Here is a 19,399-nt window from a genome sequence, read left to right on the forward strand (position 1 = left end):
TGTCTGATCGGGTCGAGGGGCAGTGGCAGGACCGGCCTCCTTGACGCGGTGGCCGACCGCATCGACGGCTCGGTACGGCGGGTGAGCGGTGGTCTCCTGGCCCCGGTCAGCGCTCAGCTCGGGTACGACGCCGGCGGCATCACCGCCTACACCCGCATCCCCGGTGACCTGGTCGCCAGGGGTGCGGTCGTGCTGGTCGATGACGCCGATGGGGTGGATCGCGCCGGCGGCGTGCTGCTTGCCCAGCTTGGCCGGGCCGGTGTACCCCTCGTTGTGGCGGCGTCCGAGACCCACCATCTGCCCACGCCGCTCGGCGACGAGGCGGTCCGCGCGGGTTGGCCGGTGCATCGGCTTACGCCGCTGTCCGATGACGCCATCCTCGCCATCGCCGCTGACCTGCTGGGTGATGACCTCTCAGCCGAGTCGGCCGCGTACCTGCTTGATCGCTGTCAGGGAGTGCCCGGGATCGCGGTCGAGCTTCTCGGCAGCGCCGCTGCGACAGTGTGTCACGGCCAGGGTGGGGTGGAGATCGGGCATCCTGGAGTCACTGCGCGGCTGGTCGAGCTGCATGCGCCGGCGATCCGTGGCCTCGGGCCTGCCGACCATGAGTGGCTGGTCCGGCTCTCGCTTGCCGAGCAGCTGCCCGCGGCGATGTTGCCGCCCGTGGTACTCGATCATCTCGTCGCCGCCGGAATCGCGGCTCGCGCCGGCGATCGGGTCGCGGTCGCCGGTCGGCTGCTTGCCGATGTCGTTCTTGATGAGTTGACGGTCGATTCATGGCGGCTCGCTTGCTCCTCCCTCGCCGAGGAGCTCGCCGACAAGTTCGCTGACCGCGATCCGGAGTGGTCTGATCTCGCCTGCCTGCTTCGCGTGCGCGCGGGAGAGGCGCTCGAGTGTCGCGTTGGCGTCGTCGCAGTACAGCGTGCCGTGAATGTTCAGCGATGGGCCGATGCCTCTGACCTGCTCGCCGGCATCTCGCCCGGGTCCATCACCCCTGAGGACGAGACGACCCTCGCGCTGCTGCGTGGTGCGACCTTGTCTGGTACTGGGGAGCACGAAGCGGCCAACCGTCATCTCCAGGCAGCGGCACAGGACCCCCGGGCCACACCGGAGGTGCTGATCCGGGCTGGCGCCGAACTCGGATTGCTGCACGCCGTACGACGTGCGGACCCCGGTGCCGCGATCACGGCCGTCGAAGTGGTGGCAGACAGGCTGACCGGCGCCGACCGGGCCGCCCTCGACGCGGACCTCGTCAAGTGGCATCTGATGGCAGGGCGAGAGCCGCCGCCCCTTCCCGGCGCCGAGCGCGCCGCCGATCTCGACGGTCGGCTGGGCGTCGCGGTGATCTCGGCGATGATCTCCTCGCTCGACGGGCGCCCTGAGGTCGCCCTGCAGCATGTCGCTGACGGGATCGCGCTCGCGGAGCAGGTCGACGCACCCGGGCATTCCGTCGACCTTCTGGGGCTCTCCCACTACCTCGCGCTGGCCTTTGACGGTCAGCTGACCGTCGCCGAGGAATGGGCTGTTACCCGGAGGGACCAGGCAGCGCGTGCCGCGGCCCCGTCGCTCGGGATGTGGGAGTTCGCGGCGGCGGAGCTGGGCCTGCACGCGGGGCGACTGGACTGGGCCCAGACGATGGCCGGCCGAGCCGGGCGTCACCTCGCCTGGCAGGACTTCACCGGGTTGCGCACGCCGGCGAATGCCCTCCGCGCCGCGCTCGATGCTCGTCGCGGAGCGCTCGACGCGGCCCTGCGGGCTCTCGACGACCTGCCGGCCGAGGCCGGTGCCGACATCAAGGTCGATCTTCACGTCGCCCGGGTGCATGCCGAGCGGCACAAGCTCGCAGCTAGGCCGGGCGAGGCGGCCGCGGTCCTGGCGGCCGCGGGACACCGCGCCATCTCCGAGTCGCACCGCCACCTCGGTGTCCTGGCCCTCGACGAGGCGTGGATGCTATGCCCCGATCCCACGCTGGTCGATGCGCTCGACACCCACGCGCCGACCAGCCCACTGGCTAGCCTCTTCGCCCAGCGGGCGCGCGCGTGGCACCGCCGGGATCCGGCCGGTGTCGAGGAGACGGCCCGGGCCTTCGCGAGCACTGGATTCCCGTCCCGTGCCGCCCAGGCCTGGACCTTGGCCGCGGCCCTGCACAGCGAGCGCGGCGACCCGGATGCTGCCGGGCGTGCCCGTCGCGCTGGCGCTGTCATCGTGGCAGACGCCGGATGCAGCTCGTGGCCCGGCGACGGCGACGCCGCCGCCCTCACCGCACGAGAGGTCGAGATCGCGCGGCTCGTCGCAGCACGCATGCGCAGCCGGGAGATCGCGGTGCGGCTCGGACTGTCGGTGCGGACCGTCGACAATCATGTCGGCCGGATCCTGCGCAAGCTCGGCTTGGCCCGCAGGTCAGAGGTCGAGCATGTCTTCCCCGATGTCGATCGGAGCCACTGAGGCGTCCAGCACCCCGCCCAGCTCGTCGCGACGGATGACTCCTAGCTTGCGGAAGCACGCGGACAGGTGGTTGTCGACCGTGCGTGCCGAGAGACCGAGCTCCTCGGCGATCTCGCGACTCCGCATCCGGTTCGCGGCGCGACGGGCCACCTGCCATTCGCGCCGGGTCAGCCGTTCCGCCGAGACGGGTGCGGGCTCGGGCCAGATCGGCAGGCCCCACTGCGTCATCAGCGTCTCGGCGCGGCGTAGGGATGCCCGGCTCGCCGCCTCGCGGCCCTCTTCGCGCTGGAGCCGCGCCGCGGTCCGCCACAGGTGCGCCGCCCGCCCGGGCATCGGCAGTGCCTCCAACCGCTCGGCTGCCGTCGTGACCGCGGGCAGGTCGCCCGCGAGGATCGCCTCGGCCCGCTCCGCGCAGAGGGTGAGCAGCTGTGAGCGATCTGCGTACGCCGCCAGGTCGGCCGCGACATCGGCACGCGGATCCAGCATGAACGCCTCGTCGAGGGCGAGGACGCCTGAGTACGCCTCACCGTCGGCGATCGCCTGGCGACCGACCCGGGCCATCTCGTCGGCTGCCGCGGCTCGCAGCCCCGCCCACCGGTGGCGCTCCGCCTCCACTCGGGCGATGCCGACCGCGATGCGTGGCAGGCCCCGCTCCTCGGTACTGAACCGCGCGACCAGCGCATCGGCCTCCGCGAGCCGCCCTACACGAGCCAGGCCGGCCACGTGGAGGGCCAGGCACGGCATCGCCAGACCGGTTCCATCGCGCCAGGCCAGGTGCTTGCCTGCGGCGACGGCCAATTCGACGGTGTGGTGATACTGCCCGGAGTGCAGCGAGATCTTGGCCCGGTTGTAGCTCCACAGACCGGCTCCGGAGCCTCCCTCACCGCGTGCGCGGCGGTACTCCTCCTCGGCAATCGACCGGGCCAGCGCCATCTGGCCGTCGTAGACCACGGGGAGGAACTCGACCAGCACCCGCATCGTCCGCTCGAACTCCGGATCAGCGCCCACCGGCTCCTCGGGTGCGTCGGCGACGATCTGCCGGGCGCGGCGCAGCTCGCCGGCCATGACGGTGCTCAGCGCGCGGGTGCTCGCGTCGTGGCGTTCCAGGTCGCCGCCCTCGCCTTGTGGTTCGCCGACGAAGGCCCGTCGGCGTTCGATCACGGCCCGCACCTGGTCCCGCGCCGGACCGTCGGGCAGCCGGTCGGCGACCACGGCGATGCGCTCGCGCAGAGCAGCCTGGTCAGACATCCGTTCCCGCAGCAGCATGCCCCATTCCTGCGCGATCGAGGTGAGCAGGTCGGGGTCGTCAGTGGTGGCCGCTGCACGATCCAGGTCGGCGAGCGCGTCAGCCGGGTCGTCCCCCGCGGCAGCGCCGGCTCGGGCGCGCAGAAGCAGCGAGACAGGTTCGGTCCGTTCGGCGACCAGGTGACGGCACAGATCAGGTCGACCCCACCGCAGGAACCAGGTGCCTGTCTCCAGAGTGGTCTGAGCGTCGTCCTCCTGGCCGGCGAGGAGAGTCAGGCGACGTCGTACGTCCTCCCAGGAGCGGGTGCCGGGTAGCCCGGCCAGCCCCACTCCCGCTAGGTGCGGCCACCGATCCGGGACCAGCTGTGGCAGGACCACGTCGATCACCAGGTCGCCTCCCGGCGACAGCGACCCGTTGTCGACGCGGGCGAGACCGCGACCGACCAGATCAGCGACCACCGAGCCCGGCGTCGCCGGCGGAAGTGGCAGGCGGCCGGCGAGAACCAGCGCGGCGAGGAACTCGGCCCCGTCCGGTGCCAGCGCTTCGAACTGGTGACCGCGCAGCGCCAGTGATCGCGGTCCCGGTCGGAACCTCCCGAGGTCGACGCCGTGGTCGAGCGCCTGCGCGACCAGATCCGCGGCGACGGCGGGCAGACCCGCCGCGCGGGTGAGCAGACCGGCGACCCAGACCGGATCCAGGTCGGCGCCGAGCCGGTCCGTCGCCAGGCTGAGCAGGGCGTCGTGGTCCAGCGGAACGACCTCGTCACGGTCCCAGGTCGTGGTCAGGTCGAGAAAGGCCGGCGCCACGGCAGCCAGGTCGCTCACCCCGGCGACCACCGTCGCTCCGGCGCGGACAGCGTGGCTGAGCAGGACGCTGGAGGCGAGGTCGAGGCGCTCCGTGTCGTCCACCACGATGCTGCGATCAGCCAGCCACGGCGCGAGGTGGGTGTACACCGTCCGGGCGTTGGTGGCGTCGATGCTGGAGGACGCGAGAAGCTCGGCGAACGGGACGAATGGAACTCCCTCGACGGCATCGCCGCCATGCACCACGGACGTGCCGACTGCTGCGGCGACCGCGGCTAGCACCGAGGACCCGCCGGCACCGGGGACGGTGACCAGCAGCGTCGAACGGTGGTCCCGAGTCCGAGCGACGATCCTCTCCAGCAGCACCTCACGTCCGAACAGCACCCGCCGACTCTAGTGAGCGACGACTCCGACGGTGGCCGGTTCGGGCATTGTTCCCCGAACCGGCCACCGCACGGCGCCTACGACATGCTCCGACGGCTCACCTCACCTTGAACTTCGCCACGCCGCCGTGACCGCTCGCGACCCCGATCGCCGTGACCCGCCACCTTCCCTTCGCGGCGCGCCTGAGCTTCAGGTTGGCCTTGATGGCGCCGGAGGCGTTCGCGTAGACGACCTTCGTGAAGAGCCTGATGCCCTTACCTTTCGAGGTCCTCGCCTTGACAATGACCGCCTCTCCCGGTGCGAAGCCGGAGCCGCCGAGCTTGACCTTCTTGCCCGAGCGAACCTTCTTGGCCGCCACCTTGAGCTTCGCCTGGTTGTCGACGACGTCGCCTTGTGCGTGGGGGTGCCAGGTGGCCGGATTGTTGACGTCCACGCCACTGGGCCCGGTCCCGCCGGTGGAGAGCTGAAGCATCTGGCTGGCCGACTTCGCGCCGTTGCTCACCCGCACCTCGACGGTGCCGCCGAGCCCGGCCGGCACCGTGAGGCTGCCCTGGACGGCGCCGGAGTCGTCGACCTGGACGGTGCCAGCCGGGATGCCGCCCACCGTCACACTCGCCTGCGCGCGTGGCATCGCGGGTGCAGTCGCCAGCAGATTCGTGCCGGTGAACGCCACCGACTGACCGACCTGTGCGGTGGCCCGATCGAGGACCAGCTCGGGCGTCGCGGTGAGGTCGTAGACCGCCGTGGCCAGGATCGGTTGCGGATTGACGACCTGGTCGCACTCGAAGGAGTACTCCGCGAAGTCGCCGTTCGTGTCCTTGCCGTTGAACAAGAGCTCGACGCTCTTCACCCGGTGGTGGTAGACGCCCGGATCGACGTAGTCCGTCTCATACTCCAACGCGGGGAACGCGAGCGGCAGGTCCTTGTCCAGGTTGGCCACGTAGAACTCGTCGTAGAAGTTCAGCGGGTACAGATGCTCGCTGACGAACTGCAGCTTCCAGACGGAGACCCAGACGTCGGTCATGTCCTCCGGGAGAACATTCGCCGGCAGATCGCCCAGCGTCACGTCCACGGTGATCTCGTCGCGCGAGGCGATCGGGGTCGGCATGGCGAAGGTGAGGCTCGGGCTCCACGTCCGCTCCGGACCGATCTGGGTGTTGTGGCCGAACGGGGTGTCCCGGACTTCGCAGCCGGCGAACTGCACGGTCGTGGTCACCGTCGCGGCCTGCGCCTGGCCGGGGACCACGGCGAGCATCGGGGCCACTATCGCGGCGAGTGCGATCCCGCCGCCGACCGCGACACGGCGCAGGCGGGGGTGACGAGGGAGGGAGGCGGTCATGAGAAGTCCTCACAGTTCACTGTCGTGTCGTCGTACCTGATGGAGAGAGGGGCATCGGAGCCGACGCCCTTGAGCACCAGCCCGGCCTGCAGGCACTGCGCCTCGGCCTGGTCCTGGGCCTGCTCGGAGACCATCACCAGCCGGCCATCGTCGATCTCGTAGTCCGTGAGGCCGAAGACGCCCACCAACTGCTTGGCGGTGATCTCCAGGACGCCGTCCTCGCCGACGGCGTCGAGAGCGTCCTCGATGTCCTCGCCGATGTCCTCGCCGATGTCCTCACCGGTGTCCTGGCCGCCGTCCGAGCTTCCCGTGGCGGTGCCGGTGGAGCCTGCCTCCGTGGGCGGATCTTCGTCGGAGCCACAGCCGGCCAGGCAAGCGAGCCCGGCAACCAGGACCGCGGTGGCCGCCAGTGACGGAAGTCGGGTGCGTGTCATGGCGGAGACCATGGCACCAGCGGTGGGGGGCGGTCTCTGAGCAACTACTACTCAACCGGCCCCATGGTGTCCGCCGCCCCATTCGCCGGCGATCCCACGCCGTCCTGGTCGTGACCCGGGACCACGACGGTGTGGGTGCTCCCCGCGGGTTCACCGTGCAGGTGATGTGCTGATCCCGCTCGTCCTCATCTGGCCCGGAGCTTGATGGTCGTGCGTACCGGTTGGAGGATCGTGGTCGCCGAGACCTGGCCGCTGTAGCTGGCACGGACCTTGAAGGTCGCCTGCCCGTGTCCGCGTACCTTGGCGCCCTTCACCTTCACCTTCGTCGCCATCAGACACTGCGCGTCCACCGGCACCGATCTGCGCGCGACGACGCGCTTGCCCTGCTTGATCGTGAGGTCCACCGTGCCGCCGCACACCTCGGGTCCGGGGGAGAAGGGCCCCGTCACTCGCCCCTTCAGCCGGTACTTGTACGGCGCGGACCGGTCGCGCTTCGGCTTGGCCTTCAACGTGAGCGTCGGTGTCAACTGGGTCGGCGGGTCGACGCGGACGATCCCCAGGCTGTGGGCGCCTCCGGCGCCGATGGCGACATATCTTGAACCCGCCGGCGGCGCCGTGAGCGCCCCCTGGCCGACGTCGTCCTTGCCCCAATGCACCACGACGCCGTCGCTGCGCAGGGCGATCCCGAACTGTCCGCCCGCACTGGTCGCTGTGAACCGCGTGCCCGGTGGGGGCTGCGGCAGATCGGTCACGACCCCGAAGACGTCGGCGCCCCAGGCGACGAGGTGTCCGTCCGTGGTCAGCGCGAGTGACCATGCGTCACCGGCCGAGATCGCCGCGTAGCTGCCTGGCGGCATCAGCGGTACGACGGTCTGGCCGCTGCCGTTCGCGCCGAAGGCGACGATCTGGCCATCCGAGCGCAGCGCGAGCGAGTGGTGATCGCCCGCGGCGAGTGCCGTGTAGGCCAGGCCGACCGGGAGCGCGGGCGGGCTCGCCTGGCCGTCGGCGTTCAGCCCGTAGCCCTGTGCGGTGCCGTCGGAACGCAGCACCAGGGAGTGGAAGCCGCCCGCGGCGACGGCCGTGTAGGTGGTACCACCGCCGGGTGCCGGGATGGTGGCCTGTCCCTCGACGTTGCGGCCGACGGCCACGACGGATCCGTCCGACACCAGTGCGAGGGTGTGCTCGCCGCCGGCTGCGATCGCGGTGTACCGGTCGCCGACCGCGGCGGGCAGGTCACGCTGGCCCCAGAAGTCGTAGCCGGCGGTGTCGACCTTCCCGTCCGAGCGCAGCGCGAGCGAGTGGGCGGCACCGGCCTCCACCGCCGTGTAGGTGACTCCTGCGGGAAGTGCGGGGAACACCAGCCGGCCGAGGCTGGGGTCGCCAGCGGTCCGGAGCAGGCTTCCGCCCTGGGTGACGGGGACGCCGGGCGGCTCCGCGCTCGCGAGCCGTCCGTCTGCGATGCCCAGCAGCGTCAGGGCGAGGCCGACCATGATCGTGAGGGCGACCCGTGCTGAGCGGGGGCGGGTGGACAGGTCGGGCATGGCGGTCCTCCGGTTGGTGACGACGGGCCGCGACGGCCGGCCGGTGCCCGAGGCTGCCACCGCCGCGGCTCACGGTCGTCAGGGTGGCGACCCGGACATTAGGAACCACCTACGCTGTCGCGGGTGCAGGAGCGCACGGAGCAGATGGCAGCGGTCACCGACTGGCTGCGCGACGGGCGCGCTGTGCTGATGGTGGTCGGGGAGCCCGGCGTCGGCAAGACCGCCCTCCTCGACGCCACGATGCCGACCACCGCCCGGCGATGCTGCGCGAGGTACGCTGACGGCGTCGTCCCGTTCGGAACGGTCCGTGCCGTGCTGGCAGCTCTCGGCATTCCGCAGCCCGCCGACCTCCGCGACCTGACGGCCCGCCCGGCAGGACCCGGTCTCGAGCAGCGCTTCATCGGCGCCGCGGCCGGCCTCGGCGAGCTCCTGGCCGGGCACCTCGTCGTGCTGGACGACGCCCACTGGGCGGATCCCGCCAGCCTTCGGCTCCTCGGTCACGCGATGCGGGGGGCGACCGACCCCACCCTCGCGGTCACCACCCGGCCGTGGAACGCCGAGCACCATCGCGGTGTCGCGGATCTGTTCCGCAACGCCGGTCCGGTCACGGTGACAGTGCCGCCCCTGACCCCCGCCGGCGTGCGCAGCATGCTCGACGCGGCGGCGGGGTCGTCGTGGTCGGAGGCCGAGATCGCCGAGATCCACCACCGTACCGGCGGACTGCCGCTCCTGGTCGAGGCTCTCGCCGGCACCAGCAGCGAGACCGACCTCGCGTCGTACGTCGCGCGCGAGCTCGCGGGCCTCGGGCCGGCCGCGGCCAGCGTCGCGCGTGCGGTCGCCGTGCTCGGCGGGACTGGCAGCCTCGCCGACGTGGCGGCGGTCAGCGGCACCGACCCGGCCGTCGTGGCCGACCTGGTCGACGCGATCGCGGCCGCCGGCCTGCTCGGCAGCGGTCCCCAGCTCCGGATCCGGCATCCGTTGATCGAGGAGCTCGTCGCCGCACACGGAGGCCCTGGGTCCGCCCGCTCCGCCTACGCGCGCGCCGCCCGGCATGCCCACGCCACCGGCCGCGACCCGGCACGAGTCGCCGCGCTGCTCATGCACTCCTGGCCTCTCGGTGAGGCGTGGGCGACCGAGGCCCTGCTGGAGTCGGCCCGCGCGGCACGGCGTACCGCGGACGCCCGTCTCGCGCGAGTCCTGGTGGATCGGGCCCGCGCCGAGCATGCAGGCGACCCGAGTGGCGCGGACGATCGGGGCGAGCTCGCCACCATCGAGGCCTGGACCGCCCTTCAGCTGGACCCCGCTCCAGGGGCGGTGCTCCTGGCGGAGGAGATCCTCGCCGTCCAGGAGCGGTCCGGAGCCCAGGGATGGGCAGAGCGGACCCGCGCGGACCTGGTGGAGTTCGCCATGCTGACCGGTGACGCCGACCTGGCAGGCACCCACTCACGAGCCCTGCTCGCCGCGGCCGGCGACGACCTGGCGCGCCAGGTGCGCGGTCTGCGCGCCTTCCTGGGTGCGACGTACCTGGACCCGACCACCGACTCCGAGCGGGTCTCGGCGCTCCGCGGCTCTCGGCAGCTCTTCGTGTCCGACCGGGTCGACGCCCTGCCTGTGCTCGCCCACGCGGCGGTCACTTTCGCAACCGCCGGCCTGGACATGGAGGCGGAGCGCGCCGTGGAGCGGCTCGGCCGGGTGCGGTTCGAGCACCACCCCCAACTGCTGGTCGAGCTCGGGCTCGCCGGCGTGGCGCTGGCGCAGCTCGAACGCCTCGACGACGCTGCCCGCGTCTTCGCCGACATCGGCCGTGCCGCGGTTCGGTACCGGATCGACGACATCGCCGCCAACGCCCGCACCTGGACCGCCCGGATCGCCGCATGGCGGGGGGACGCCGATACCGCCCGTACCGCTGCCCGGGAGCTGGGGGCGGGCTCGGTGTGGCCGGTGCTGCGCCCCGTCGCCGCGGCAGCCGCGCTCGCCGGAGCGTTGCTGAACGGTACCGGAACCGACCTTGCGGCCGCGCTCGCCGCCGGCCGAGCGGAGCTCGATGAGCTGGCCGTGCCACACGGCCCAGGCGTCGCCGACCTGCTCCTGGTCTGTGCCAAGGCTGAGCACGCGCTCGGCCACCCCGCGTCGGCCGCTCAGCTCGTGACCGATGCGGCCGCCGCGTATCCCGTCGGTGACTGGCTGGCCCCGTGGCCGCTGGTCGCCCTCCAGGTCGACGCTGGACCCACCCTCCAGGCCGACATGTCGGTCGTTCACCGATGGGCGACGCTGGCCCGACCACTGACCGGGTCCCTGGCCACGTCGTGGCCGACGCCGTGGGCAGACCTGGACACGTCGTCCCCGAACGCCGCCGGCACTCCGCCTCCGCTGCGCACCGAACTGCTCCTCCTGCACGGACGCACCCTGCGCCGTGCAGGACGTCACGGCGCTGCCCGGCTCGTGCTCCACCACTCCCTGGGAGCAGCTCTCGCCGCCGGACACCACCGGCTCGCGGAGGCGGCCCGCGACGAGTTGCACCTCGCCGGTGGACGCGCACGCAACCAACCACGTCCCTACGGCCTGACCCCGGCCGAGCAACGGGTCGCCGTCCTGGCCGCCGAGGGTCGCAGCAACCGCGACATCAGCCAGATCCTGGTGATCTCGGTGAAGACCGTCGAGACGCACATGGCCAGACTGCTCGCCAAGACCGGCCGCCGACGTATCGACCTCGCGGCCGTGGCTGCCGAGATCGCCCGTTCGTCCAGCTCACCTGGAGACTCCGCCCCTGACCCCTGACGACCCGGTTCGAGGCCATCGATCAGCGCCGATCAGTGCCGCCCGCGGGTGCGCCACTTGCGGTCGGGCTGACCCTGGTCCGTCAGGCGCGTGATCACCACTCGGTCACTGCGTGAGCCCTTCGCCGTGGCCAGGCCGGCGATCCAGATCCGGCCGCGGGGGTCGATGGCCACGTCGGTCGCGGTCGTGGCAGGGGTGCCCTTCAGCTTCCCGGCGCGGTACACGCCGTTGCTCGCGAAGCCGAGGTCGAGGCTGCCGTCGCTGAGATAACGCACCGCCGCCAGCCTCGGGTAGGAGTCCCCGACGCTCACGACCCGGCCGCCGACGTCCACCGCCATGGCGTTGCCACCCTCCAGGTAGCCACTGGTCACGTCCGTCAGCACCGGCGTGCCGTCGAGAAGGCCATCGGCGTCGAAGCGCTGCAGGAAGAACTGCCCGTGCGTCGTCCCCGTCACGGTGTAGCCGCCGCTCGTCCCTGCCGCGAGCCCGCGACTCAGCGCTCCTGTCACCGGAAGGTCGAGCGTGCCGGAGGTGTAGCCGCCGGCGTCACCGAACGACGAGTCGAGTACCCCGGAGGGGCCGAACCGGGCGAGCCCGGTCTCCGAGGGCTGCCCGATCCCGCGGAACACGCGGAGCTCGACGACGAGCCTGCCGGCCGCATCGATCACGGTCTCGCCCGCGGCAGTGCCGACGTACGCGCTCTCCTGGGACCCGTACACCGAGAGCCGGACGATGCCCTGACTGCCGAAGCCGGCGTCCAGCTGTCCGGCATCGTCGAGCCGAGCCACGAGCGCGGCCGACGGGCTCGTGCTCCGTCCTGACACGACGAGGCGGCCCGCGGTGTCGATCGTGACCGCTGAGCCGGATGCGTGGGCGATCGACACCATGCCGCGTCGACCGAAGGACTTGTCGAGCTTCCCCTTCTTGGTCAGGCGCAGCACGACCAGCCGGGCACGATCGCCGCTGCTCCCGTTCGACGACCCGACGACGACGATCCGGCGTCGGGAGTCGATCGCGATGTCCGAGACGGAGAGGTTCTTGCGGACCTTCAGGCGGGCGATCCCGTCGCCGGAGAACGACTTGTCGAGTCGGCCCTTCTTGGTGTATTTGACGAGTGCGAGGGTCTTGCCGGAGGTCGTGGCGACCACGGGACGCTGCCGGTCGTCGACCGCGATCACGGGACCGCTGCCGACCGAGGTCGTACCACGACCGTACGACGTGGTCACCGGCGTCGACACCGTGCCCGCGGGGTCCTTCGCCGCCTCAGCCGGCCACCAGCCGGCGAGGGCGAAGGCGAGCGCGAGTACGCCGACTGACACGGCTCGTCGTCGCGAGCCGTAGAGCGGCCGCCTCCAGAGGTCGGTCGCTCGTGCAGAGCTCGTCGGCGCGGATGATGTCGTGGCGTACGCAACCATGGATCCACCGTAGGACGGCTCACGCGTCCTTGCTGGCGTTCAGGGATGCCCACGGTTCTCCACGTCGAAGTCCTCACCGGGCCGGACCGCGACGAGCCCGACCTCGACCGGCAGACCATCGACCAGAACCCCTGGCAGCACGCCCACACGCCCCCTGTAGACAAAAAGACACGTTGAGTCCAAACTGGGACTCGATGTCTGAGAAGTCCTCTGAGCGAGCGCACCGAGCAGTCCTCGCCTCCATTGAGGTGTTTGCTCGGTATGGCTACGCGAAGTCCACCATGCAGGATGTAGCGACGGCAGCCGGGCTTTCGCGTGCATCGCTGTATCACTACTTCGACAACAAGGAGGCGCTGGCGAGGGAGGGGGCTCGCGTTGTGCTGTCGCAGGCGTTGAACCGCGCGCAGGCCGCCCTCTCGCAATCAGATCGCGACGTTGTATCTCGTTTGGACGCCGCGATGAATGCCTACATCCGCGCCTTGCAGGAGCACAGCGAGTCGGGTCGGCACGGGGTCGACTTGTTGGATGAGACTCGGGCGATGGTCCAGGACGTGGTCCAGGACGCGGACGATCAACTGCGGAGGATGCTCGTCGAATCGATCGATCAGGCTGTGGGGCAAGGGGCGCTCGATCTCGCCCGGGTTGCCGTCACACCCCCCGAACTCGTGAGCTTCCTCATCGGAGCGGCCGATGCGATCAAGCGCACCGACACCGAGCCCCAGGGCAATCAAGGACTCCGTGCGACGCTGTTCCGAGTGCTGAGGGCGGCGGTCATCGCCGAGCCTCCGAATGCAACGCCGGACGGGAGCGGCTTGCCATGAGCATCGCAACGACCCGCTCCGGGCCGATTCGAGGCACGGCTTCCCGCGGCATTGCCGCCTTCCTCGGCATCCCATACGCCGCCGCACCCACAGGTGAGCTGCGTTTCGCCGCACCCTCACACCCGCCCCGTTGGGATCAGATCCGGGAGTGCATGACGTTCGGTCCTGTCGCACCGCAAGCGGCACCTGCCCCTGGGGTTCCGTCTCCGTGGCAGCCCAGCGACGGACTCGACTGCTTGAGCCTCAACGTATGGGCGCCAGATGACCCTGGCTCGGATTCGCCTGTCATGGTCTGGATTCACGGCGGGATGTGGTCCCATGGCGCGGCGCGACTGCCCCAATACGACGGCGGGCGACTCGCCCGATCGGGCGTGGTCGTCGTCACCTTGAACTACAGGGTCGGAGTCGAGGGCTTCGGCCACATCGAAGGCTGCCCGGACAATCGTGGGCTCCTCGATCAGATAGCGGCGCTCCGCTGGGTCAACGAGAACATCGCAGCCTTCGGTGGCGACCCTCGCAATGTCACGGTGTTCGGCCAGTCGGCCGGAGCGGGATCGATCGCCCACCTCATGTCCTCACCTCGGGCCGAGGGCCTGTTCCATCGTGCGATCGCACAGAGTATCCCCGGCGGGGTCTGGACTCGCGCCGAGGCGCAAGCCACGACAGAAGAGCTTGCCGCACTACTCAACATCAGCCCGACGCGACGCGGTCTGTCCGCCTTGCCGAGCCGGACTTGCCTGGTGAACTGGATTCTGGAGCCACCCTCTCGCCGCGTTGTGAACTGTTTCAGGTCCATGTACGGGACGTGGTGGGCAGTGCCCAAGGCATGAATGCGCTCCTCACTGAGTGCGCCTTGTCAGAGCTGCGTCTAGAGCAGCTCGACATCAGCGGCGCTGCGCTGGTCGACGTGAGCATCGCTGACATTCATGCCACCCAAGTCGTCGCACCGAGAGTGCGGATGCGCCGCGTCCGGATTGCGGGAGGCCGCGTAGGAAGCCTCGATCTCAGTGGCGCCGAGGTCGACAGCCTCGAACTACGAGACCTCCATATCAACTACGTGAATCTCGCAGGAGCGCGCCTTGAGGACGTGCTTGTCGCTGGCTGCACATTCGGAGCCATGGACGTTCCTGATGGGAACGTGCGCCGTGTCCGCTTCACTGGATCCTCCGTTGATGAGGTCGATACACGCGAACTCCACGCGACCGACCTCGACCTGCGGGGCGCCGGCGTGCCGATGTTCACGAGCGTCGCCGACCTACGCGGAGTCACTCTCAGCGAGCCGCAGCTTGCCGCCATGCTCGCGCAGTTGGCGGCTCATGTCGGGATCGACGTCGGCGACACGCAGCCGTAGCGCTGAGTCCGGCCACGTCAGGCGATCTGTGCGGTGAGCGCCGCTCCCTCGATGCCCGCGACGCACGCCGCCTCGTCGGCGTCGGAGGCGTCGCCGGAGATCCCGACCGCCCCGATGAGGGTGCCCTCGCTCGTCCGGATGAGTACGCCGCCCGGCACGGGAACCAGATGGCCGCCGATCGCGCTGGTGGCGGCCGCGATGAAGTACGCCTGCGTCTCGGCCCGTTCCATGAGCGCTCGGGAGCCGACGCCGAGGGCGAGGGCGCCGTGGGCCTTGCCGTAGGCGATCTCGAACCTCTTGTTCGCGGCGCCGTCCTCACGGGCGACGGCCTTGACGTGGCCTCCGGCGTCCAGGACGACGACCGTCAGCGGGGCGAGACGCTCCCGCGCGGCGTACCCCCGCGCGCCGCTGACGATGCGCTCCGCAGTCTCCAGGGAAATGCTCATGCGTGGCTCCTCGTGTTCTTGACGGTGGTGCGGCGACGATGAAGGACGGGCTCGGTGTAGCCCCGCGGTTGGGCTGCGCCGTCGAGCAGCAGCTCTCGTGCTGCGAGGAAGGCCTCTCCGTCGTACGACGGGGCCATCGGACGGTAGCCGGGGTCACTGGCGTTCTGCTTGTCCACCAGAAGCGCCATCCTGCGCAGGCTCTCCTCGACCTCGGCGGCGTCGACCACCCCGTGGAGGAGCCAGTTGGCGACGTGCTGGGACGAGATCCGGCAGGTCGCGCGGTCCTCCATGAGTGGGGTCCCGGACAGGTCGGGGACCTTGGAGCAGCCGACGCCCGCGTCGACCCAGCGCACGACGTACCCGAGGGTGCTCTGCACGTTGTTGTCCAGCTCGCGGAGGCGGTCCTCGGCGGACCAGTGCGACGGATCGGCCAGGGGGATCTGGAGCATGTCGCTGCGCTGGGTGCGCGGTCCCTGGGCGGCGAGCTCGCGTTGGCGGCCGGCCACGTCGATCTCGTGATAGTGGAGCGCGTGCAGGGTCGCGGCGGTCGGCGACGGGACCCAGGCACAGGACGCCCCGGCCGCGGGGTGTCCCACCTTCTGCTCGAGCATGGCGTGCATCGCGTCGGGTGCGGCCCACATGCCCTTGCCGATCTGCGCCTTCCCGGCGAGGCCACAGGCCAGTCCGACGTCGACGTTGGAGCTCTCGTACGCCGCGATCCAGGGCAGCGACCGCATGTCGTCCTTGCGGGCCATCGGACCGGCCAGCAGGGACGTGTGGATCTCGTCGCCGGTCCGGTCCAGGAAGCCGGTGTTGATGAAGGCGACCCGGTCCGATGCCGCGGCGATGCAGGCCGCCAGGTTCAGCGAGGTGCGTCGCTCCTCGTCCATGATGCCCAGCTTGATGGTCGAGGACCCGAGACCCAGCGTCTCCTCGACTGCTGCGAAGAGCTCGCAGGTGAGACCGACCTCGTCGGGGCCGTGCATCTTGGGCTTCACGACGTACATCGAGCCGGCGCGGGAGTTGGTGGCCCGCTCGCCGCGTCGCAGGTCGTGACAGCTGCACAAGGCGGTGACGAACGCGTCCAGGATCCCCTCGAAGACGGGCGTGCCGGACGGGTCCAGCACCGCGTCGGTCGTCATGAGATGACCGACCTGGCGGATGAACATGAGGGAGCGACCCCGGAGCTCGACGGGCTGCCCGGAGGCCGTCGTGAGGTGGCGGTCCGGGTTGAGCCTGCGCTGAACGGTCTCCCCGCCCTTGACGACCTCCTCGGTGAGGGTGCCCTTCATCAGCCCGAGCCAGTTGCGGTAGGCCCCCACCTTGTCGTCGGCGTCGACGGCCGCGACGGAGTCCTCGAGGTCCATGATCGTGGTCAGCGCGGCCTCGACGAGGAGGTCGCTGACCCCCGCGGGGTCGCTCGCCCCGATCGGGTGGGTGTGGTCGATCTGGATCTCGACGTGCAGGCCGTGGTGCACGAGCGCCACCGCCTCCGGAGCCTGCGCCGGGCCGCGGCGTCCGACGAAGGCCGAGGGGGTCTCGAGGCGGACCTCTCGGCCCGCGACGGTGGCCACGAGGCCGTGCTCGTCCACGGCGTAGCGGGTCACGTCCGCGTGACTGACCCCGGCCAGGGGGGCCACCTGGTCGAGGAGGTCGCGTCCGCGCCGGATGACCTCGGCGCCGCGGGCCGCGTTGTACGTCGCCCCCGGAGCGAGGGCCCCGGTGACCGGGACGGCGTCGGTGCCGTAGAGCGCGTCGTACAGCGATCCCCACCTGGCGTTCGCCGCGTTCAGGGCGTAGCGCGCGTTGCTCACCGGTACGACGAGCTGAGGCCCCGCCGTCGCCGCGATCTCGGGATCCACGCCGGAGGTGGTGACCTCGACGCCGGTCGGAACCGGCAGCAGGTAGCCGATCTCGTCGAGGAAGCGCTCGTACGCCGCGGGGTCCAGGTCGGCGTGCGTGCGGTGGTAGTCGTCGATCGCGACCTGGAGCTCCTCCCGGCGATCGAGCAGGCGCTGCTGCCTGGCGCCGAGCTCGACCACAGCCCGCTCGAGGCCCGCCCAGAAGTCGTCGGGACCGACGCCCGATCCGGGGAGTGCCTCGCTCTCGACGAACCGATGGAGACTGCCGTCGACGTCGAGAGCTCCCACTCTCACCCGGTTGCCCATGAGGACCTCTTCCAGCTCGGAACGTGAACAAGGCACGCCATGCTGACAGCGCGGATGCGGGGACGAGAAGGCCTTCAGGACGCAAGCCGCAGAGCGTCAGCGCCAGAGCAACTGATCGTCTAGGGTCAGCCCATCCGCAATGGTGAGTAGCTCAGGAGGCAGCGTGGGACAGGTCTTCAGCGTGACGAACGTCGTCCAGTTGCGCACGCTCGTCGCCGTGGTGCGGCACGGCTCCTTCTCCGGCGCCGCGAAGGACCTCGGGTACTCGCCGTCCGCGGTGTCCCAGCAGATCGCGGCCCTCGAGCGCACCTGCAAGGTCGAGCTCTTCGAGCGACGGGCGCACAGCGTGCATCCGACGCCGATCGCGCGCCAGATCGCCGAGCGCTCCAACGAGGTGCTGATGGCGCTGGACCGGCTGCGCGACCAGATTCGCGCCATCTCGCAGGGCTGGGCCGGGAACATCCGGGTCGGCGCCTTCGGCACCGCCAGCCAGCATCTGCTGCCGCCGGCGGTGAGCAGCTTCGTCAAGGACTTCCCAGGCAGCGAGGTCGTGCTCGAGGAGGGCCTCCCCACCGAGCTGCTGCGTGCGCTGGCCGCACGAGACCTGGACGTCGCGCTCGTCTACTCGCACGGTCCCTCCCAGCGGAAGTGGAGCCAGGAGGTCACCTTCGTCGAGCTGCTCAAGGAACGCATGGTGCTGGTCCTCCCCGAGGCGCACCGGTTCGCGGACTCCGGGCCGGTGTCGATGGCCGACCTGAGCGACGAGAAGTGGATCGCCAGCCACGAGGGCACCCCTGGCGCCGAGCTGCTCGAGGAGCTGGGCGCGGCCGCGGGCATGGTGCCGAACGTCGGCTTCCGCACCAACGACCCGGACGTCATCGAACGGCTGGTAGGCCAGGGCGTCGGGGTGGCCCTGCTGCCCGCGCTCGGCTTCGTGCCGATGGAGGGGATCAAGGGGGTTCCTCTCGCCGATGCCAACGCGATGCGGATCGTCTATGCCGCGTTCTCGGCCGATGGCGCCACGCCCCTGGTGGAGGCCTTCGTCGGCTCGCTGCGCGACATCGCCGCGTCCCTGGAGGGCATGCTCCCCTGATCCGGACCGGGCTCTCGTGCGTCGAGAGCCGGTTCGTACGCGACGACCATGGGTCGTCGTGTGCTGTGCTGCGCCCTGTCGAGGCAGGCATCACGGTTCCTGATGCTGACGCATGGTGGCTTGCGCCCTCGGACCCTTTCTTTCCCCACGGGCAAAAGGAAGCATTCCGGCATGACGACAGCAGACGTCAACGAGGCGCGATAAGTGCGCGAGCTCGATTACCAAAGGAGCCCGATTAGATGAGTCGAGAAGTGCAGGTTGCTGCAATCCAGTTCACCCGTCGATTTCGTGACGTCGAGTACAACGTCGACCGCGCGGAGGAAATGGTCCGGAAGTCCGCTGCTGAAGGCGCCAAGATCATTTCGCTTCCGGAGCTTTTCTCGACCGGTTACCTTCCGGGATACATCGAGGACATCGACGTCGACGACACCTCGGTGAAGAGCCTCTGGGATCTCGCCGAGCAGATCCCGGACGGCCCCACCACGCAGCGGATGATGGCGCTGGCCAAGGAGCTCGACGTCTACCTGATCTCGCCGATCTGGGAGATCGACGCCGCCTTCCACACCTACTACAACACCGCGGCGGTCATCGGCCCGGAGGGCCTGCTGGGCCGCTACCGCAAGCGTCACATCCCGTCGATCCCCGGCATGCAGGAGCGTCACTACTTCACGCCGGGCAACATCCCGTACCCGGTCTTCGACACCCCGTACGGCAAGATCGGCGTCGCCATCTGCTTCGACCGCCATTACCCCGAGGTGTTCCGCATCCTCACGCTCAAGGGCGCCGAGATGGTGTTCGTGGTCAACAACACGCCGACCGCCTTCGGAAACCGGAACTGGATTCCCGAGATCCACGTCAATGCCGTGGCCAACTCGATCTACATCATCCAGAACAACGTGTGTGGCCAAGAAGACCATTTCAACTGGTTCGGCGGCACCGCGATCATGGGCCCGAAGGCCGACCTGCTGGTCCAGCTCGGTGCCGAGGAGGGGATCGCGTCGTACAACATCGACCTCGACATGATCCGCAAGTCGCGCGAGCACTACGGCAGCATCCGTGACACCCGCTGGGAGGACTTCGGGATGAGCCCCGACGAGTCCGGCCACTACGACCCCGCCACCGGCTGGGTCTGAGG

Annotated in this window: 15 protein-coding genes; 8 read left to right on the top strand and 7 right to left on the bottom strand. The window is 70.4% G+C overall.

Going from position 1 to position 19,399, the window contains the following annotated elements:
* Positions 1-48: 48 nt before the first annotated feature.
* Complete coding sequence (locus tag ACUP6Y_RS08170) at positions 49-2,445, top strand: helix-turn-helix transcriptional regulator (protein ID WP_462555287.1); 2,397 nt, start codon at positions 49-51, stop codon at positions 2,443-2,445.
* Here the strand turns inward: ACUP6Y_RS08170 and ACUP6Y_RS08175 are convergent.
* The 4 genes from ACUP6Y_RS08175 to ACUP6Y_RS08190 form a co-directional block, all read right to left on the bottom strand.
* A complete protein-coding gene (locus ACUP6Y_RS08175; RefSeq protein WP_462555288.1) occupies positions 2,401-4,878 on the bottom strand; it encodes a helix-turn-helix transcriptional regulator in 2,478 nt (825 codons plus the stop codon). The two genes, ACUP6Y_RS08170 and ACUP6Y_RS08175, sit on opposite strands and share 45 nt — an antisense overlap.
* Positions 4,879-4,975: 97 nt before the next feature.
* Positions 4,976-6,217, bottom strand: a complete 1,242-nt coding sequence (locus tag ACUP6Y_RS08180; RefSeq protein WP_462555289.1) for a hypothetical protein — start codon at positions 6,215-6,217, stop codon at positions 4,976-4,978.
* A complete protein-coding gene (locus tag ACUP6Y_RS08185) occupies positions 6,214-6,651 on the bottom strand; it encodes a hypothetical protein (protein WP_462555290.1) in 438 nt (145 codons plus the stop codon). Before ACUP6Y_RS08185 ends, ACUP6Y_RS08180 begins: the two co-directional genes overlap by 4 nt.
* 185 nt (positions 6,652-6,836) lie before the next feature.
* A complete protein-coding gene (locus ACUP6Y_RS08190) occupies positions 6,837-8,192 on the bottom strand; it encodes an RCC1 domain-containing protein (protein WP_462555291.1) in 1,356 nt (451 codons plus the stop codon).
* A 123-nt stretch (positions 8,193-8,315) separates the two neighbouring features.
* Here ACUP6Y_RS08190 and ACUP6Y_RS08195 point away from each other — a divergent pair, with 123 nt between their 5' ends.
* Complete coding sequence (locus ACUP6Y_RS08195; protein WP_462555292.1) at positions 8,316-10,970, top strand: AAA family ATPase; 2,655 nt, start codon at positions 8,316-8,318, stop codon at positions 10,968-10,970.
* 32 nt (positions 10,971-11,002) lie between these two features.
* Here the strand turns inward: ACUP6Y_RS08195 and ACUP6Y_RS08200 are convergent, their stop codons facing one another.
* On the bottom strand, positions 11,003-12,289 hold the full coding sequence (locus tag ACUP6Y_RS08200) for an NHL repeat-containing protein (protein WP_462555293.1): 1,287 nt from the start codon (positions 12,287-12,289) through the stop codon (positions 11,003-11,005).
* Positions 12,290-12,430: 141 nt separating this feature from the next.
* On the opposite strand from ACUP6Y_RS08200, the gene ACUP6Y_RS08205 reads away from it, so the two are divergent.
* From ACUP6Y_RS08205 to ACUP6Y_RS08220, 4 genes are read left to right on the top strand one after another with little or no spacing between them, the layout of a single operon-like run.
* Positions 12,431-12,562: a hypothetical protein gene (locus ACUP6Y_RS08205; protein ID WP_462555294.1), complete on the top strand. Its 132-nt coding sequence runs from the start codon at positions 12,431-12,433 to the stop codon at positions 12,560-12,562.
* A gap of 17 nt (positions 12,563-12,579) precedes the next feature.
* Positions 12,580-13,206: a TetR/AcrR family transcriptional regulator gene (locus tag ACUP6Y_RS08210; protein WP_462555295.1), complete on the top strand. Its 627-nt coding sequence runs from the start codon at positions 12,580-12,582 to the stop codon at positions 13,204-13,206.
* Positions 13,203-14,036: a carboxylesterase family protein gene (locus tag ACUP6Y_RS08215; protein ID WP_462555296.1), complete on the top strand. Its 834-nt coding sequence runs from the start codon at positions 13,203-13,205 to the stop codon at positions 14,034-14,036. Before ACUP6Y_RS08210 ends, ACUP6Y_RS08215 begins: the two co-directional genes overlap by 4 nt.
* Entirely contained in the window at positions 14,033-14,557 is a 525-nt protein-coding gene (locus ACUP6Y_RS08220; RefSeq protein WP_462555297.1) for a pentapeptide repeat-containing protein, read from the top strand. Before ACUP6Y_RS08215 ends, ACUP6Y_RS08220 begins: the two co-directional genes overlap by 4 nt.
* Before the next feature lie 17 nt (positions 14,558-14,574).
* Here ACUP6Y_RS08220 and ACUP6Y_RS08225 read toward each other — a convergent pair whose 3' ends face one another.
* Positions 14,575-15,003 carry a GlcG/HbpS family heme-binding protein gene (locus ACUP6Y_RS08225; RefSeq protein ID WP_462555298.1) on the bottom strand — a complete coding sequence of 143 codons (429 nt, stop codon included), beginning with the start codon at positions 15,001-15,003 and terminating at the stop codon, positions 14,575-14,577.
* Positions 15,000-17,159 (bottom strand): malate synthase G, encoded by a 2,160-nt coding sequence (locus ACUP6Y_RS08230; protein WP_462555299.1) that lies wholly within the window; start codon positions 17,157-17,159, stop codon positions 15,000-15,002. Before ACUP6Y_RS08230 ends, ACUP6Y_RS08225 begins: the two co-directional genes overlap by 4 nt.
* A 175-nt stretch (positions 17,160-17,334) precedes the next feature.
* Here ACUP6Y_RS08230 and ACUP6Y_RS08235 point away from each other — a divergent pair, with 175 nt between their 5' ends.
* Positions 17,335-18,264: a LysR family transcriptional regulator gene (locus ACUP6Y_RS08235; protein WP_462555300.1), complete on the top strand. Its 930-nt coding sequence runs from the start codon at positions 17,335-17,337 to the stop codon at positions 18,262-18,264.
* A gap of 239 nt (positions 18,265-18,503) precedes the next feature.
* Positions 18,504-19,397: a nitrilase-related carbon-nitrogen hydrolase gene (locus ACUP6Y_RS08240; RefSeq protein ID WP_462555301.1), complete on the top strand. Its 894-nt coding sequence runs from the start codon at positions 18,504-18,506 to the stop codon at positions 19,395-19,397.
* Positions 19,398-19,399: the final 2 nt, after the last annotated feature.

The organism is Nocardioides sp. S5-5, assembly GCF_054954065.1.